Source organism: Nocardioides koreensis (genome assembly GCF_039531775.1).
Lineage (GTDB): Bacteria > Actinomycetota > Actinomycetes > Propionibacteriales > Nocardioidaceae > Nocardioides > Nocardioides koreensis.
Map to the genome: position 1 here is coordinate 134060 of NZ_BAAAQR010000012.1, position 15264 is coordinate 149323.

Consider the following 15264-nt stretch of genomic DNA (forward strand, 5'->3'; position numbering starts at 1 on the left):
CGCCGTCCCCGCCCGGGGTCGGCACAGTGGGTGTACGTCCTCGCCAGACCGCGACGCGGCAGGTGGGTCGGTGACAGCGACCCGCGGCAGTCAGACCGACTGCGCCCGGCGACCGCGGCAGGTGATGTGTCGGCCATCCAGTGACGCGCTGCGGAGAGTGTCGTCGCCATCGAAGGCTTAGCGCCGTCGACCCTGAGCTCGCGGGTCCCGGCGTCCGACACGCCCGGTGCCGAGGCACCGGGTCGAGGAGCAGTACATGCCCGACGACCTCCACACCGCAGAATCCACCACGGGCGAGGAAGTTCCGGCGCCCGACGCCGGCGCCGCCCCCGCCGAGATCGACGGGGCCGAGGCCGCGCCGGTGAAGAAGGCGGCCGCGCGGAAGACCACCGCGAAGAAGGCCCCCGCCAAGAAGGCGGCCACGAAGAGGACCACCGCGAAGAAGACGGCGGCCCCGGTGGCCGACGAGCCGCTCCCGGTCGTCGAGGACCTCGCGAGCGAGCCGTCGCCGCAGCCCGCCGAGGAGGCCCCGGCGAAGAAGGCGGCTGCCAAGAAGACCACGGCCAGGAAGACGGCCGCCAAGAAGACCACCACGAAGAAGACGGCCGCGAAGAAGGCCGCCCCCGCCGAGGCTCCGCTCGAGCTTCCCGTCGAGGAGGAGCCCGCCCGGCCTCCGGCTGCCGAGACTCCCGAAGAGCCGGCCGCCGTCGAGGCCGCGGCCCCGATGCTGCTGTTCAAGGCTCCCGAGCCCACGAAGGCACCGGCCAAGCGCACCCGCAAGGCCGCCCAGCCGAAGCCTGAGACCCAGGCCGACCAGGGCGAGGCCACCGCCGAGGCAGAGGGCAAGGCCGAGCCGGAGGGCAAGGCCGCGCAGCCGGCCAAGGCAGAGAAGTCGGGCAAGGGCGGCAAGTCCGGCAAGTCCGGCAAGTCCGCGGGCCCGGCGTCGTCCGAGACCGAGACCGAGACCCAGGCCGCGCCCGCTGCCGAGCAGCCCGCGGCGCAGGGCCCCGGCGAGTCCGCGGACGGCGAGGAGGGCGAGGGCGGTGAGGGCGGCGGTCGTCGCCGGCGCCGCCGCGGTGGCCGTCGGCGCCGCAAGTCCGGTGAGGGCGAGAACGGCGACGCCCAGAACGGCTCCGCCGCCGAGCAGGAGCCCGAGACGACCGAGCCCGAGGCCGAGTCCGAGGAGACCGGGGGCGACGGGTCCTCGCGCCGCCGCCGCCGGCGTCGCCGTTCCGGCGATGACTCCGGCGACTCCGGTGACGAGCCGCAGAACACCGTGACCCGGGTCCGCCGGCAGCGGAACGCCGAGGACGAGATCACGGCCGTGTCCGGCTCCACCCGCCTCGAGGCCAAGAAGCAGCGGCGCCGCGAGGGCCGGGAGGCCGGCCGCCGCCGCGCCCCGATCGTGAGCGAGGCCGAGTTCCTCGCCCGCCGCGAGGCCGTCGAGCGCGTCATGGTCATCCGCCAGCGCCACGAGCTCACCCAGATCGGCGTGCTGGAGGACAAGGTCCTCGTCGAGCACTACGTCGCTCGTGAGTCCCAGACCTCGCTGATCGGCAACGTCTACCTCGGCCGGGTGCAGAACGTCCTGCCCTCGATGGAGGCCGCCTTCATCGACATCGGCAAGGGCCGCAACGCGGTCCTCTACGCCGGCGAGGTCAACTGGTCGGCGCTCGGCCACCGCGACGGCCAGCCCCGCAAGATCGAGTCGGTGCTCACCTCGGGCCAGCCGGTCCTGGTGCAGGTCACCAAGGACCCGATCGGGCACAAGGGCGCCCGCCTCACCAGCCAGATCAGCCTGGCCGGCCGCTTCCTGGTGTACGTGCCCGACGGCACCACCAGCGGCATCTCCCGCAAGCTGCCGGACACCGAGCGCAACCGGCTCAAGACGCTGCTCAAGGAGATCGTGCCGGACAGCGCGGGCGTCATCGTGCGCACCGCCGCCGAGGGCGCCAGCGAGGACGAGCTGACCCGCGACGTCGAGCGGCTCAAGGCGCGCTGGGAGGACATCGAGAAGAAGTCCAAGGGCAGCGCGCCGCAGCTGCTGTACGGCGAGCCCGACCTGACCCTGAAGGTCGTGCGTGACCTGTTCACCGAGGACTTCACCAAGCTGGTGATCCAGGGTCAGGACGCGTGGGACACCGTCCAGGGGTACGTCGCGCACGTGGCGCCCGACCTGGAGCAGCGGCTCGAGCGCTTCGAGCCGAACGACAACGGCAAGGACGTGTTCGCGACGTACCGGATCGACGAGCAGATCGCCAAGGGCCTGGACCGGAAGGTGTGGCTGCCCTCCGGTGGGTCGCTGATCATCGACCGCACCGAGGCGATGACGGTCGTCGACGTCAACACCGGCAAGTTCACCGGCTCGGGCGGCAACCTCGAGGAGACCGTCACCAAGAACAACCTGGAGGCGGCCGAGGAGATCGTCCGCCAGCTCCGGCTGCGCGACATCGGCGGCATCATCGTCGTGGACTTCATCGACATGGTCCTGGAGTCCAACCGCGACCTGGTGCTGCGTCGCCTCGTCGAGTGCCTGGGCAGGGACCGCACCCGCCACCAGGTGGCCGAGGTGACCTCGCTGGGCCTGGTCCAGATGACCCGCAAGCGGATCGGCACCGGCCTGGTCGAGGCGTTCAGCGAGAACTGCGAGCACTGCCAGGGTCGCGGCGTCGTGATCAAGGACGCCCCGGTCGAGCCGAAGAAGGCCGAGGATGACTCGCGCCGCGGCGGCGGTCGCCGCAGCCGCGGGGGCCGCGGCCGCGGCCAGGACGACGGCGGCCACCACGACGGCGGCCACCACGACGGCGGTGGGAACGGCGGCCCGGGTGGCAAGTCCGCTCCGTCCCCGAAGGACGTGGCGGCGGTCGCCAAGCCGGAGAACGCCGAGAAGGCGCAGGCGGAGGAGCAGGCGCAGCCGGCCGAGGAGCAGCAGCGGCCCGTGGCGAAGAAGCGGCCCGCGGAGAAGCCCGCCGCGACCGAGAAGCCCGCCGCGACCGAGAAGCCCGCCGCGACCGAGGCGCCCGCCGAGTCGCCCCAGGCGCCGACGGCGGAGGAGAAGCAGTCCGAGCCTGCCGAGCCCGCTGCCCCGAAGGTCGTCACCCGGACCCGGCGGCGGGCGGCGAGCCGCCCCGCCGGACAGCCCGAGCAGCAGACCGCACCCGCACCGGTGGTGATCGAGGCCGCGCCGGCCGCCGAGCCCCCGGTCGCCGAGCCGGCGGCCCCGGTCGAGCCGCCCAAGGTCGTCACGCGCACCCGTGGCCGGAGCGCGAGCCGCCCCGCCGGTCCGCCCGCGGCAGGCACGGACGCCGCGGCGCCGACGGGTGACGGCACGGTTCCGGCCATGCCGGCCGCGACCTCGATGCCGCCCGGCAGCGTCGGCAGCGTGGGGGCGCCCCCGGTGCACGGCTCCGTGGAGCCCGGCACGGCGGAATCGGAGCCCGGCACCGACGCGGACGCGCAGGCCGAGGACAGCCACCCGGTCGAGCACGTCCCGGTCAAGAAGAAGGGCTCGCGCAAGCGCTGATCATGCGGGTCGGGGGGCCCGGCGCCGTGTTTTGCGGTCTGGGTTCCCGATCCGTACTATTGACCCTCGGTGCGCTCATGCGTGCCGCTCTCTGTGTGGCAGTCCGCGCCATCGCCGATCCAGGTTCGAGCCGGGGATCGCTGATGCGTGCGGAGCAGCCCCAGACCCAGACTGATGCAGCAGACGGAATCGACGAAGGAGACCGCGGTGTACGCGATCGTGCGCGCAGGCGCCAAGCAGCAGAAGGTTGCCGTGGGCGACGTCATCGAGATCGACAAGGTGACGACCGAGGTGGGCCAGACGCTGAGCCTTCCCGTCGTCCTCGCTGTCGATGGCGAGACCATCACCTCCGACGCGAAGGCGCTCGACAAGGCCTCCGTGACCGTCGAGGTGCTCGGTGCCACCAAGGGCCCCAAGATCATCATCCAGAAGTACAAGAACAAGACCGGGTACAAGAAGCGCCAGGGGCACCGTCAGAAGTACACCCAGGTCAAGGTCACCGACATCTCCCTCTGAGCGCAGCACGGCTCCGAGACACCTAAGGACTCGAAATGGCACACAAGAAGGGCGCGGCGTCCACCAAGAACGGTCGCGACTCCAACGCGCAGCGGCTCGGCGTCAAGCGGTACGGCGGCCAGACGGTCAACGCCGGCGAGATCATCGTGCGCCAGCGTGGCACCCACTTCCACCCGGGCAGCGGCGTCGGCCGCGGCGGTGACGACACCCTGTTCGCGCTCGTCGCGGGCGCCGTCGAGTTCGGCACCCGCCGGGGTCGTCGCGTCGTCAACATCGTTCCGGGCGAGTGACCTGACGCTCACCTGAGGCTTTCCACGAAGGGCGTCCCTGTCGACGGGGCGCCCTTCGCCCATTTGCTCCACACAAGCTCGATCGGCGGTTGACCCATGGCTGTACCCACCTTCGTGGACCGGGTGACGTTGTACGTCAGCGCCGGTCGGGGCGGCAACGGTGTCGCCTCGGTGCACCGGGAGAAGTTCAAGCCGCTCGGCGGCCCCGACGGCGGCAACGGCGGCCCGGGTGGCTCGGTGATCCTCCGGGTGGACCCGGACGTCACCACGCTCATCGACTACCACCACAGCCCGAAGCGCCGCGGCGAGCACGGCGGCCACGGCGCGGGGGGCCACCGCAACGGCGCCCACGGCGCCGACCTCGTGCTGCCGGTCCCCGACGGCACCCTGGTGACGGACCGGAAGGGCAACGTGCTGGCCGACATGGTCGGCCCGGGCACCGAGCTGGTCGTCGCCCAGGGCGGCCGCGGCGGCCTCGGCAACGCCGCGCTGGCCTCCTCGAAGCGCAAGGCCCCCGGCTTCGCGCTGCTCGGTGAGCCCGGCGACGAGCTCGAGATCGTGCTCGAGCTCAAGGTGGTCGCCGACATCGGCCTGGTGGGGTTCCCCAGCGCCGGCAAGTCGAGCCTGATCGCGGCGGTCTCGCGGGCCCGGCCGAAGATCGCCGACTACCCGTTCACCACGCTGGTGCCCAACCTCGGCGTCGTGACCGCCGGTGACACCACCTTCACCGTCGCCGACGTCCCCGGCCTGATCGAGGGCGCCAGCGACGGCCGCGGCCTCGGTCACGACTTCCTGCGCCACATCGAGCGTTGCGCGGCCCTGGTCCACGTCATCGACACCGCCACCATGGAGCCCGGCCGGAACCCGGTCGAGGACCTCGACATCATCGAGAACGAGCTGGCGCGGTACGGCGGTCTCGAGGACCGGCCCCGGCTGGTGGCCCTGAACAAGATCGACGTGCCGGACGGCCGGGACATCGCCGGCTTCGTCGTCGAGGAGCTGCGCGAGCGCGGCCTGCGGGTCTTCCCGGTGTCGGCGGCGTCGGGGGAGGGCATGCGGGAGCTGACCTTCGCGATGGCCGAGATCGTGGCTCGCGCCCGTGCTGAGAAGCCGGTCGTCGAGGCGCAGCGGATCGTGCTCCGGCCGCCCTCCGCGGACGGGTCGGACTCGTTCACCGTCACCGAGACCGGCGAGGGCTGGCGGGTGCGCGGCGAGAAGCCCGAGCGCTGGGTCCGGCAGACCGACTTCAGCAACGACGAGGCGGTCGGCTTCCTCGCCGACCGGCTCAACCGGCTCGGCGTCGAGACCCGGCTCGTCGAGCTCGGTGCCGTGGAGGGCGACACCGTCCTCATCGGCCACCCCGACAACTCGGTGGTCTTCGACTTCAAGCCCGGCGTCGACGCCGGCGTCGAGATGCTCGGCCGGCGCGGCGAGGACCAGCGGTTCGACGAGTCGCGCGCCGCGGCCCGCCGCCGCCGCGCCATCGATGACGCGATGGACGACCGAGCCGAGGGCGAGACCCGCGCCGACGTGGCACGCCGCCTGGACAAGCCCGAGCGGCTCGGCCCCACGTCGTACGAGATCGGCACCCACGACGACCCCGACTGGGCGGAGAACGACCCCGGGGTGAGCGAGCAGGAATGAGCGGTCGCGAGCCACGGGTCGAGGTGACGGGGGCCCGACGCGTGGTGGTCAAGGTCGGCTCCTCGTCCCTGACCACCGCCGCCGGCGGGATCGACCCGGCGCGGGTCAGCCGGCTCGTCGACGTGCTCGCGGCGGTGCGCGCCCGCGGTGCCGAGGTGGTGCTGGTCTCCTCCGGCGCCATCGCCGCCGGACTCGCGCCGCTGGGCCTGAGCCGACGTCCGCGCGGCCTGGCCGCGCAGCAGGCCGCGGCGTCGGTGGGCCAGGGCCTGCTGGTGCACCGCTACACCGAGGAGCTCGCGCGGCACGGCGTGATCGCCGGCCAGGTGCTGCTCACGCTGGACGACGTCACCCGCCGCTCCCACTACCGCAACGCCTACCAGACCTTCGCCAAGCTGCTCGACCTCGGCGTGCTTCCGATCGTCAACGAGAACGACACCGTCGCGACCACGGAGATCCGCTTCGGCGACAACGACCGGCTGGCCGCGCTGGTCGCCCACCTCGTGCACGCCGACCTGCTGGTGCTGCTCTCCGACGTCGACGGGCTGTACGACGCCCACCCGGCCGACCCGGGCAGCTCCCTGGTCACCGACGTGGCCACCGAGGCCGACCTGGACTCGGTGAGCATCGGCAGCGCCGGGGCGGCCGGCGTCGGGACCGGGGGCATGCAGACCAAGGTCGAGGCGGCCCGCATCGCCACCGGCGCGGGGATCCCGGTGGTGCTGACCGCCGCAGACCGCGCCGCCGAGGCGCTCGAGGGGCACCCGGTCGGCACCCTCTTCCACGCCACCGGCCGCCGTCGCCCGACCCGGCTGCTCTGGCTGGCGCACGCCACGGAGCCCAAGGGCAGCCTGCACCTCGATGCCGGTGCGGTCCGGGCCGTGGTCGAGCGCCGCGCCTCCCTGCTCGCCGCCGGCGTCACCGGGGCCTCGGGCAGCTTCGTCGCCGGCGACCCGGTCGACCTGTGCGACCCGGACGGCGTCCCGGTCGCCCGGGGACTGGTCAACTTCGACGCGGGGGAGGTGCCGAGCCTGCTCGGCCGGTCCTCGCACGAGCTCAAGCAGGAGCTGGGCTCCGGCTACGAGCGCGAGGTCGTGCACCGCGACGACCTGGTCCTGCTGTGACTGCACGGGAGCCGCTGCCGCGCAGCGCGGAGGAGATGGCCGAGGACGAGGCGTTCTTCCGCCGGTACGGCGCGTGGGCGCCGTTCGACCCGGCCGCGCTGCGGGAGTTCATGGCCGGCTTCCCACGGCCGTGGTGGATCGTGGGCGGCTGGTCGATCGAGGCGTTCACCGGGGCGCCCCGTGAGCACGAGGACGTCGACCTCTCGATCCTCGCCTGCGACGTGCCGGCGTTGCGTGAGCACGTCGGCGACCGCTGGCACCTGTGGAGCAACCACGGGGGCACGCTGCGGCCGCTCGACGACCGGTTCCCCGAGCCCCTCAGCGTGGAGAGCCAGATCTGGGTGCGGGCCGGCGCCCAGGACCCGTGGGTGATCGACCTGCCGATCACGCCGGACCGCGACGGCCTGTGGACCAACAAGCGGATGCCCGCCCACGTCGCCCCGCTCGAGCAGGTCACCTGGGTGGCCGCCGACGGGATCCGCTACCTGCGGCCCGAGATCACGCTGCTCTACAAGGCCGCCCTGCAGCGGCCGAAGGACGACCGCGACCTCGACCGGACCTGGCCGCTCCTCGAGCCGGGTGCGCGCACCTGGCTGCGCGAGGCAGTGCGCGAGCTGTACCCGGGCCACGCCTGGCTCGAGCGGCTGGCCTGAGGAACCGACGGCGGCCCTGATCACCGCGTGCGGGTCGGACACACCCGCCGCGGACGACCCGACCCCACGGGAGGTCGTGCGGCCGCACTGGCCGACCGAGGGCTGCGAGACGAGGTCGGGGTCGTCGATCGACCACGTGTCCGACGCCGCCGGTGCCGACACCCGCGGGGAGGCGCTCGCGAGGTACAACCCGCACGGGCTGCCGGTGGTCCGGGAGAAGAAGCGGCCGCACCGTGCGGCCCGCTGGCTGGTGGTGGACGAGGACCACGAGATCGTCCGCGCGGTCTCGATGTTCCGGGGCAGCAACGGCTGGCTGGTCGACGGCGTCGAGGAGTGCAGCGGCTGACCCGACCGCGGTTGGGCGGGGCAGCCGGGGGCGCCGTACGCTGGTCGGTGCGATGACCACCCGTACCGCCTATCTCGATCATGCCGCCACCACGCCGATGCGTGCGGAGGCCGTCGAGTCGATGACGGCGCACCTGCTCGACGTGGGCAACCCCAGCTCCCTGCACGCGTCCGGCCGCAAGGCCCGGCGGGTGGTGGAGGAGTCCCGCGAGACGATCGCGCAGGCGATGGGCTGCCGTCCCAGCGAGGTCGTCTTCACCTCCGGCGGCACCGAGGCGGACAACCTGGCGGTCAAGGGCATCTACTGGGCCCGGCGTGCGGTCGACCCGGCTCGCACCCGCATCCTCACCACCGCGGTCGAGCACCACGCCGTCCTCGACCCGCTGCGCTGGCTCGAGGAGCGCGAGGGCGCCGAGGTCGAGCTGCTGCCGGTCGACGGCGAGGCGCGGCTGGACCTCGACGCGCTGCGCGCCTCCATCGCCCGCGACCCCGGCTCCGTCGCGCTGGTCTCGGTGATGTGGGCCAACAACGAGGTCGGCACCCTCCAGCCGATCGACCAGGTTGTCGCGATCGCCGCCGAGCACGGCATCCCCGTGCACACCGACGCGGTCCAGGCCGTCGGCGCGGTCCCGGTCGACTTCGCGGCCTCCGGCGTCGACGCGCTCACCCTGACCGGCCACAAGGTCGGCGGGCCGTACGGCGTCGGCGCGCTCGTCGTACGCCGCGAGGTCGGCGTAACGCCGCTGGTGCACGGCGGCGGCCAGGAGCGCGACATCCGCAGCGGCACCATCGACACCCCGGCCATCGCCGGCTTCGCGGCCGCCGTCGAGCTCTCCGTCAAGCACCAGGCCGACCACGCCGCCCGGGTCAGCGCGCTGCGCGACGACCTGGTCCGCCGCGTCATCGAGGTGGTGCCCGACGCGCACGTCCACGGTGCTCCGCTCGACGCCGAGGGGGGCCGGCTGCCCGGCAACGCGCACCTCGGCTTCCCCGACTGCGAGGGCGACTCCCTGCTGATGCTGCTCGACGCCCGCGGGATCGAGTGCTCCACGGGGTCGGCCTGCTCGGCCGGGGTCCCGCAGCCCTCCCACGTGCTGCTCGCGATGGGCTGCACCGCCGAGGCCGCGCGCCACTCGCTGCGGTTCTCGCTCGGCCACACCTCCACCCGGGCCGACGTCGACGCGCTCGTCGAGGCGATCGGCCCGGTCGTGGAGCGCGCCCGGATGGCGAAGAGGCCGGCATGAGGGTCCTCGCCGCGATGTCCGGCGGCGTGGACTCGGCCGTCGCCGCCGCCCGCGCGGCCGAGGCCGGCCACGAGGTGACCGGCATCCACCTCGCCCTCTCGCGCAACCCCGCGTCGTACCGCTCCGGGGCCCGCGGCTGCTGCACCATCGAGGACAGCAACGACGCGCGCCGCGCCGCCGACGTGATCGGCATCCCGTTCTACGTGTGGGACCTCAGCGACCGCTTCCACGAGGACGTGGTCGAGGACTTCATGGACGAGTACGCCGCCGGCCGCACCCCCAACCCCTGCCTGCGGTGCAACGAGAAGATCAAGTTCGCCGCCGTGCTGGACCGGGCCCTGGGACTCGGGTTCGACGCGGTCGCCACCGGGCACTACGCGCAGCTGCGGACCGGGGCGGACGGCCTGATCGAGATGCACCGGGCCGTCGACGACGGCAAGGACCAGTCCTACGTGCTCGGGGTCCTCGACCAGGACCAGCTGGCGCACTCCCTCTTCCCGCTGGGTGACTCGCGCAAGGAGGACGTGCGGCGCGAGGCCGCCGCGCGGGGGCTGCTGGTCGCCGACAAGCCCGACAGCCACGACATCTGCTTCGTCGCCGACGGCGACAACGCCGGTTGGCTGCGGGAGAAGCTCGGCGAGAAGGCGCCCAACCACGGCGGCGACATCGTCGACGAGGCCTCCGGCGACGTGCTGGGCCGGCACGAGGGGACCTACGGCTTCACGATCGGGCAGCGCAAGGGGCTGCGCATCGGTCGGCCCGCGCCCGACGGCAAGCCGCGGTTCGTGCTCGACATCGAGCCGGTGTCCGGCACGGTCACCGTGGGACCCCGCGAGCGGCTGGCCGTCGACCGGCTCGCCGGGATCCGGCCGCGCTGGTGCGGCACGGTGCCCGGGCGCCTCGAGGGCACCGTCCAGCTCCGCGCCCACGGCGAGGAGCACCGGGCCGTGGTGACCACCGACGGCGACGAGGTCGCGATCGAGCTGCTCGACCCGGCGTACGGCATCGCCCCCGGCCAGGCCGCGGTGATCTACGACGGCACCCGCGTGGTCGGCTCCGCCACGATCGCGAGCACCCAGCGGGTCCCGGCGGACGCATGACGATCGCCACCGGTGTCGGGTCCATGCCCGGCGAGGACCAGCACGCGTTCGCCGAGGCGGTCCGGACCGTCCTCGGGGAGCTGCCCGAGCTGACCCACCTCCCGGAGCTGCCCGGCCGCGGCGTCACCGCCACCATGACCGGCCGCGCCCTGGCCGTGATGGCCGGCCTCGGCGCCGACCTCCAGCCGGCCGGCTGGCGGCTCACCGACGCCCCGGGTGTCGACCACCGCCGCGCCCGCAGCCTGCTCGGCCAGGACCTCGACGGCTTCGAGGAGCAGGCGCAGGGCTTCGCGGGCGGGGTGAAGATCCAGGTCGCGGGCCCGTGGACGCTGGCCGCGACGGTCGAGAAGCCCCGCGGGGACAAGGTGCTCAGCGACGTCGGTGCGCGTCGCGACCTGGCCCAGGCCCTCGCCGAGGGCGTCCGTGCGCACGTGCGCGACGTGCGTCGCCGGGTCCGGGACGCCGACCGGCTGGTGGTGCAGGTCGACGAGCCGGCGCTGGCCGCGGTGCTCGCTGGCCGGGTGCCGACCGCGTCCGGGTTCCACAGGCACCGCAGCATCGACCTCCCGGAGGCCTCGGCCGCGCTCGGCTGGGTGCTCGCCGCGATAGAGGAGGAGGGCGCCGAGCCCTGGGTGCACACCTGCGCCGCCGGCACGCCGCTGGGCCTGCTCCGCGGTGCGGGCGTCCGCGGGCTGTCGGTGGACCTCGACCGGATGTCCGCCGCCGACCACGACGTGCTGGCCGAGGCGCTCGAGGCGGGGGAGACGGTCGCCCTCGGCGTGCTCCCCACGAGCGCACCGTCGACGGTCCCGACGCCGGGCCAGGTGGCCGAGTCCGTGGCGCGGTGGCTCGACATGCTCGGTCTCGATCCGGCGACGACCGGTCCCCGACTGGTGCTCACGGCGACGTGCGGGCTGGCCGGCGCGTCCGACCAGTGGGCGCGCCGGGTCCTCGGGCTGCTGCGCGCCGGCGCTGCCGAGCTCACCGGCTGACCGCGCCGGGGGAGGAGGCATCCCCTCACCAGGGCCGGGGTAAGGGGGAAGGGACCCCGAACCGCCTCGAGAGGAGAGCCCCATGAGCGACCTGACCGGCAAGAGGGTGGCCATCATCGCCACCGACCACTTCGAGGAGTCCGAGCTCGTCGAGCCCCGCGATGCCCTGGCGAAGGCAGGGGCCGAGGTCAAGATCTACTCCAGCGGCACGGACCCGATCCAGGCCGTGAAGGGTGACACCGAGCCGACGCAGAAGGTCGAGGTCGACGGCACCTTCGCCGACCTCGACGTCAGCGCGGTCGACGCGGTGGTGGTGCCCGGCGGCACCGTGAACGCCGACACCATCCGCACCGACGAGCAGGCGCAGGCCATCGTGCGGCGGGTGACCGAGGCCGGCAAGCCGCTGGCGGTGATCTGCCACGGCCCGTGGCTCCTCGTGTCCGCGGGCCTGGCCAGGGGCCGCCGGCTGACCAGCTACTCCAGCCTCGCCGACGACGTGCGCAACGCCGGTGGTGACTGGGTCGACGAGGAGGTCGTCGTCGACGGCAACCTGATCACCAGCCGCAATCCCCACGACCTGCCGGCGTTCATCAAGGCGCTGGAGGACGCACTGTCCTGACCCCGGCCACACGTGGCGAGGGCCCGGTCACCGCAGCGGTGACCGGGCCCTCGTCGTACGTCGGGCGGGGCGTCAGCCCACGTGCACCGGAGCCTCCGGGCCGTCGGTCGCGAGCTCCTCGTGCTTGACGTTGAGGAAGAGCCAGACCACCAGCGAGGCGCCCAGCATCATCACCGCGCCCACCAGGAAGGCTGCCGTCGCGCCGTCGGTGAAGGTGGCCTGGAAGCCCGCGGCCTCGATGAACGTCAGCGACGTGCCGGGGACCTGCATGGCGGGGTCGATGTGCGCGGCCTGGGTGGCCTGCGCCAGGTCGGGCCCGATGCCGGCCGCCGAGCTGTTCACGTAGTGCAGCGACACCGTGCTCAGCGTGGCCAGCCCGAGGGCGCCGCCCACCTGCTGCATGGTGTTCAGGACGCCGGAGCCGATGCCGGAGTCGGCCGCCTTCACGTGGTGGACCGCCGTCAGCGTCAGCGGGACGAAGGTCAGGCCCATGCCGATGGACATGGTCACGATCCAGGGCAGGATCGAGGTCCAGTAGTTCACGTCGGAACCCGCCGTGCCGCCGTGGGCCAGTGCGGCCACGACCGCGCTCGGGGAGTCGTCGATCGAGAGCCTCGAGAACATGAACAGCGAGAACGACGCGAGCAGCGTGCCGACGCCGGCCAGGAAGCGGGGGTCGATCCTGTTCACGAGGTTGGACGCGAGCCCGGCCCCGATCACGATGCCGAACGAGAACGGCAGGAACGCGAACCCGGCGTGCAGCGGGCTGTAGCCCACGATCTGCTGGATGAACAGGCTGAGGAAGAAGAACATCGCGAACATCGCGGCCGGTGCCAGCATCATCGCGACGAAGCTGGCCGCGCGGGTGCGGTTGCGCAGGATCCGCATCGGCAGCAACGGGTGCTCCACGCGGGACTCGATCCTCGCGAAGACCGCCAGCAGCACCACGCCGAGGAGGAGGGACACGATGGTCGTCGGGTGGTCCCAGCCGTAGTCGGCCTTGCCCGCCTGGGTCAGGCCGAAGACGATGCCGAGCAGGCCGAGGGTGCCGGTGAGTGCCCCGGGGATGTCGAGCTCGCCGTGGTGCGACTCGGACTCGGCGAGCAGTCGCGGCGCGATGAACGCGGCGGCCAGGCCGATCGGGACGTTGATGAGGAAGGTCAGCCGCCAGCCGCTGAAGTCGAGCCCGGCGACGCCGTCGAGGCCGGTCAGCCAGCCACCGAGGATCAGCCCGACGGCCGCGCCGGCACCCGACATCGCGGCGTACACCGCGAAGGCCCGGTTGCGCTGCGGCCCGGCGGGGAACGTCGTGGTGATCAGCGCCAGCGCGGCGGGGGAGGCGAGGGCGGCACCGAAGCCCTGCAGGCCCCGGGCGCCCAGCAGCAGCCCCTCGTTCTGGGCCAGGCCACCGAGGAGGGACGCGACCGCGAAGACGGTGAGCCCGGTCATGAAGATCCGGCGGCGGCCGTAGAGGTCGCCGAGGCGTCCGCCGAGGAGCAGCAGGCCGCCGAAGGCGAGCGCGTAGCCGGTGACGATCCAGGACAGGTTCGCCTGGGAGATGTTGAGGTCGGCCCCGATGTAGGGGAGCGCGATGTTGGCGATGGTCGCGTCGAGCACGACCATCAGCTGGGCGATCGAGATGAGCACCAGCGCCCACCCGAGGTGGGCGTGCTGCCCGGGGGCGCGTGCCTCGGTCTGCGTGAGGTCAGCCATGAGGAGGTCCTTCGGTTCGGGGTGAACGGTCAGCGGGGGCCGGTGGCGGCCGGGAGGATGATCTGGTCGATGACGCGGGTGATGAGCGCCTCGTCCGGCAGCTCGCCCATGAGGTAGACGCGGTGCAGCACGATGCCGGCGAGCGCGGGGGCGAGCAGGTCGATGTCGACGTCGGGTGCGAGCTCGCCGCGGTCGCGGGCGCGCTCGAAGACCGTACGGGAGATCTGGGCCTTGGGGCCGATGACCTCGCGCCGGAACGCCTCGGCGAAGTCCTGGTCACGGGTGATGGCGGTGATGACGCTGGCGAAGGTGGCCACCGACTGCTCGTCGGTGAGGCCGCCCATCCCGCAGAACGACGCGATCAGGTCGCCCCGGAGCGTGCCGGTGTCCGGGAGGGCAGGCGTGCTCTTGGCCGACAGCAGGGCATCGATGACCAGGCTCACCTTGCCGTTCCAGCGCCGGTAGAGCGTGGCCTTGGAGGCCTTGGCCCGGGTCGCGACCGCATCCATGGTGAGCCGGTCGTAGCCGACGTCGGCGAGCACCTCGAGCGTGGCGTCGAGGATCTGCTGCTCGCGGTCGCCCTCGACGCGCGGCCGGCTGACCACGCTGTCGCTGACGTGGATGGTCGACATGGAGCCTCCTGCCCGATGAAACGAAACGGTTTCGTTTCATCCACGAACAGGGTAGGTACCGGCGGCATTCCCGCCGCAACGATTTCGGCCAGGTGGTCTGGTCCACCCTGGGCTGGGCGGGGCTGGTGCCGGTGTCGGCGGCCTCAGAGCTGGGCGAGCGCGGAGTGCACGGCGACCTCGTTCCAGGAGGCGACGCGCTTGAACATGTAGTGGCCCACCGGCCCCATGTCGCGCAGCTCGGCCGAGGAGGCGACCGCGCGGGCGCGCTCGACGAAGTCCGCGGTCGCGCGGTACGACGTGATCCGGTCGCGTCGCCCGTGGGCCGCCACCAGCCGCCGGCCGGCCAGGGCCGCCACCGGCTCGCCGGGCGGGAACCACGGGGCCAGGCCGACCACGCCGAGCACCGTGGCGTCGTCGGCGACGTGCACCGCGGTGCGAGCCCCCATCGAGTGGCCGAGCAGCACGACGGGCACGTCGCCGAGCGCGCGGCGTACCTCCGCGAGGGCCCACCGGGCGTCCTCGACCGGGCCGCGGCCGCCGTCCCAGCCGCGCCGGCGGTAGCGCAGCAGCCACACGCTGGTCCCCGCCTCGTGGGCGCGGCCGGCGATGCTGCGCTGCATCGCGGCCGCGCGGCGCCACGAGGCGCTGCGGCCGTCGACCCGGGCGGTCGACCGCTCCTTGCCGCCGTGCAGCATCAGGATCGCCGCCCGCGCCGGGGTCCCCGGGTCGAGGCGGGTGAGCGAGGGCTCGGTCACGGTCGTCTCCACGTCAGCCACGGTCAGGGTTCGGCGTGCGGCCGGGACCGGATGGGTCGGGTCCCCGGTGTCCGGGTGTCGGCGGTGCGGCGCTGTCGGTGGCGTTGGGCAAGATAG

14 protein-coding genes are annotated in these 15264 nt (G+C 73.4%); 11 read left to right on the forward strand and 3 right to left on the reverse strand.

Annotated features, from left to right (window positions below):
- Positions 1-256: 256 nt before the first annotated feature.
- From ABD268_RS17995 to ABD268_RS18045, 11 genes are all read left to right on the forward strand, one after another.
- Entirely contained in the window at positions 257-3523 is a 3267-nt protein-coding gene (locus ABD268_RS17995; RefSeq protein ID WP_344155480.1) for an Rne/Rng family ribonuclease, read from the forward strand.
- A gap of 207 nt (positions 3524-3730) precedes the next feature.
- Positions 3731-4039: a 50S ribosomal protein L21 gene (rplU, locus tag ABD268_RS18000; RefSeq protein WP_344155617.1), complete on the forward strand. Its 309-nt coding sequence runs from the start codon at positions 3731-3733 to the stop codon at positions 4037-4039.
- 35 nt (positions 4040-4074) lie between these two features.
- Positions 4075-4329, forward strand: a complete 255-nt coding sequence (gene rpmA, locus ABD268_RS18005) for a 50S ribosomal protein L27 (protein WP_344155482.1) — start codon at positions 4075-4077, stop codon at positions 4327-4329.
- A 96-nt stretch (positions 4330-4425) separates the two neighbouring features.
- Positions 4426-5973 (forward strand): GTPase ObgE, encoded by a 1548-nt coding sequence (obgE, locus tag ABD268_RS18010; protein WP_344155485.1) that lies wholly within the window; start codon positions 4426-4428, stop codon positions 5971-5973.
- Positions 5970-7094: a glutamate 5-kinase gene (gene proB, locus ABD268_RS18015; RefSeq protein ID WP_344155487.1), complete on the forward strand. Its 1125-nt coding sequence runs from the start codon at positions 5970-5972 to the stop codon at positions 7092-7094. The genes obgE and proB overlap by 4 nt, the downstream gene beginning before the upstream one ends.
- A complete protein-coding gene (locus ABD268_RS18020) occupies positions 7091-7747 on the forward strand; it encodes a nucleotidyltransferase domain-containing protein (protein ID WP_344155490.1) in 657 nt (218 codons plus the stop codon). Before proB ends, ABD268_RS18020 begins: the two co-directional genes overlap by 4 nt.
- A 136-nt stretch (positions 7748-7883) precedes the next feature.
- Positions 7884-8093 (forward strand): hypothetical protein, encoded by a 210-nt coding sequence (locus ABD268_RS18025; protein WP_344155492.1) that lies wholly within the window; start codon positions 7884-7886, stop codon positions 8091-8093.
- Positions 8094-8145: 52 nt separating this feature from the next.
- Complete coding sequence (locus ABD268_RS18030; RefSeq protein WP_344155495.1) at positions 8146-9336, forward strand: cysteine desulfurase family protein; 1191 nt, start codon at positions 8146-8148, stop codon at positions 9334-9336.
- Complete coding sequence (mnmA, locus tag ABD268_RS18035) at positions 9333-10436, forward strand: tRNA 2-thiouridine(34) synthase MnmA (RefSeq protein ID WP_344155498.1); 1104 nt, start codon at positions 9333-9335, stop codon at positions 10434-10436. The genes ABD268_RS18030 and mnmA overlap by 4 nt, the downstream gene beginning before the upstream one ends.
- Positions 10433-11428, forward strand: coding sequence for a uroporphyrinogen decarboxylase/cobalamine-independent methonine synthase family protein (locus tag ABD268_RS18040; protein ID WP_344155501.1), 996 nt, complete (start codon positions 10433-10435; stop codon positions 11426-11428). The genes mnmA and ABD268_RS18040 overlap by 4 nt, the downstream gene beginning before the upstream one ends.
- 82 nt (positions 11429-11510) lie before the next feature.
- Positions 11511-12047, forward strand: coding sequence for a type 1 glutamine amidotransferase domain-containing protein (locus ABD268_RS18045; protein WP_344155504.1), 537 nt, complete (start codon positions 11511-11513; stop codon positions 12045-12047).
- Positions 12048-12119: 72 nt separating this feature from the next.
- Here the strand turns inward: ABD268_RS18045 and ABD268_RS18050 are convergent, their stop codons facing one another.
- From ABD268_RS18050 to ABD268_RS18060, 3 genes are all read right to left on the reverse strand, one after another.
- A complete protein-coding gene (locus ABD268_RS18050; RefSeq protein ID WP_344155507.1) occupies positions 12120-13760 on the reverse strand; it encodes an MFS transporter in 1641 nt (546 codons plus the stop codon).
- Positions 13761-13789: 29 nt separating this feature from the next.
- Complete coding sequence (locus ABD268_RS18055; RefSeq protein ID WP_344155510.1) at positions 13790-14392, reverse strand: TetR/AcrR family transcriptional regulator; 603 nt, start codon at positions 14390-14392, stop codon at positions 13790-13792.
- 143 nt (positions 14393-14535) lie between these two features.
- Positions 14536-15159, reverse strand: coding sequence for an alpha/beta hydrolase (locus ABD268_RS18060; protein ID WP_344155513.1), 624 nt, complete (start codon positions 15157-15159; stop codon positions 14536-14538).
- Positions 15160-15264: the final 105 nt, after the last annotated feature.